This is a genomic window from Nocardiopsis sp. TNDT3, assembly GCF_003427465.1.
In the GTDB taxonomy this organism is placed as follows: Bacteria; Actinomycetota; Actinomycetes; order Streptosporangiales; family Streptosporangiaceae; genus Nocardiopsis; species Nocardiopsis dassonvillei.
Genome location: NZ_QPFC01000535.1, coordinates 1 through 1457 on the forward strand (window position 1 = coordinate 1; position 1457 = coordinate 1457).

At 69.4% G+C, this 1457-nt stretch carries 2 protein-coding genes; both read right to left on the bottom strand.

Annotated features, from left to right (window positions below; translation table 11 throughout):
* Positions 1-75 precede the first annotated feature (75 nt).
* Complete coding sequence (gene rsrA / locus DQW06_RS13930; protein ID WP_013154705.1) at positions 76-387, bottom strand: mycothiol system anti-sigma-R factor; 312 nt, start codon at positions 385-387, stop codon at positions 76-78.
* Complete coding sequence (locus DQW06_RS13935; RefSeq protein ID WP_049800385.1) at positions 384-1100, bottom strand: sigma-70 family RNA polymerase sigma factor; 717 nt, start codon at positions 1098-1100, stop codon at positions 384-386. The genes rsrA and DQW06_RS13935 overlap by 4 nt, the downstream gene beginning before the upstream one ends.
* Between the last annotated feature and the right edge of the window lie 357 nt (positions 1101-1457).

Consider the following 1457-nt stretch of genomic DNA (forward strand, 5'->3'; position numbering starts at 1 on the left):
AGCTGGAATTCCAGCTTCCGCCACCAGGTGTGCCAGGTTTCGTCCGGTACCGGGCCCGGTCGTGCCCGGGCTCCCTCAGGAGGGCGCGGTGCCCGGGCTTTCCACGCGGGCCTCCCGGGCCAACTGCTCCGTGCGCGCCCGGGCCAGGCGGTTGAGCACCTTGTCCCTCAGGTCCATCGGCACCGGATCACAGCCGCAGTGCTTGGCCACGAGCTTCTTCACCGCCTCCTCGAGGCCGTACTCGTCGAGGCAGGGCCCACACCCGTCCAGGTGCTCGCGCACCTGTTCGTAGTTGCCCTCCTCAAGCTCGCCGTCGATGTAGGTGTAGAGCTTGGCGAGCACCTCGCTGCACGGGGTGTCGCTGTGTTCGCCGTGGCCGCCGCTCATTGCCGGTCTCCTCGATCCGAGACGTCCTGTCCCCGTCCGCGCGGGGACGTCCCCGAGGCGACCGCGCCGGCCTCGGCCGCCGCCCGCGCCGGCAGGAACCCCCGCTCCACCGCGTACTCCTCCAGCATCGACCTGAGCTGGCGGCGCCCGCGGTGCAGCCGGGACATGACCGTCCCGATGGGCGTCCCCATGATCTCGGCGACCTCCTTGTACGCGAAGCCCTCGACGTCGGCGAGGTACACCGCGATCCGGAAGTCCTCGGGCAGCTCCTGGAGCGCCCGTTTGACGTCGGTGTCGGGGAGGTGTTCGAGCGCCTCGGCCTCAGCCGACTTCAGGCCCGCCGCGGTGTGCGACGCGGCCTGCGCCAGCTGCCAGTCCTCGACGTCCTCGGTCCCCGCCTGCTTCGGTTCGCGCTGCTTCTTGCGGTAGGAGTTGATGAAGGTGTTGGTGAGGATGCGGTAGAGCCACGCCTTGAGGTTCGTTCCCTGTCTGAACTGGTGGAACGAACCGAACGCCTTGGCGAAGGTCTCCTGTACGAGATCCTCCGCGTCGGCGGGGTTACGGGTCATCCGCAGCGCCGCGGAGTAGAGCTGGTCGAGGAAGGGAAGCACGTCCCTCTCGAAGCGCTCTTCCCGTTCCTCGGCTGTCTCCTGCTCCTGGCCCTGTTCCAAGCCCGTCGGCCTCCTCGCGCTGGTCCCGGTTGGGGCGTCCATACCCCAACGATACGGTCCCATGGCACGGACCCGCGCATCGGCGCCGCGTGGCGCCGACACCGTCTCCTCGCGCTCCAGGCACGTCCCGGCTGTCGGCATGGTCTGTCGGCCCTCCCCCGCATACTCGCGTGTGGCGCGCCCGGACGCTGCTGCTCCGGGCGCGGTGTAGGGGAGAACAACGCTTCGCCCGAGCTGATTCCGCGCCGCGGAGGGACGAAGGTCCCTCCTTGGGCGAACTTTGTCGTTTACCTCCGTCACCGGAGGTGAGGCATGGCAGAGTGCGGGTAGGACATCTGGAGGATGGGAGAGGAGTGCACGTGCGACCGTCCCCGACCCCGGCCTCCGACCGCCCCCGTC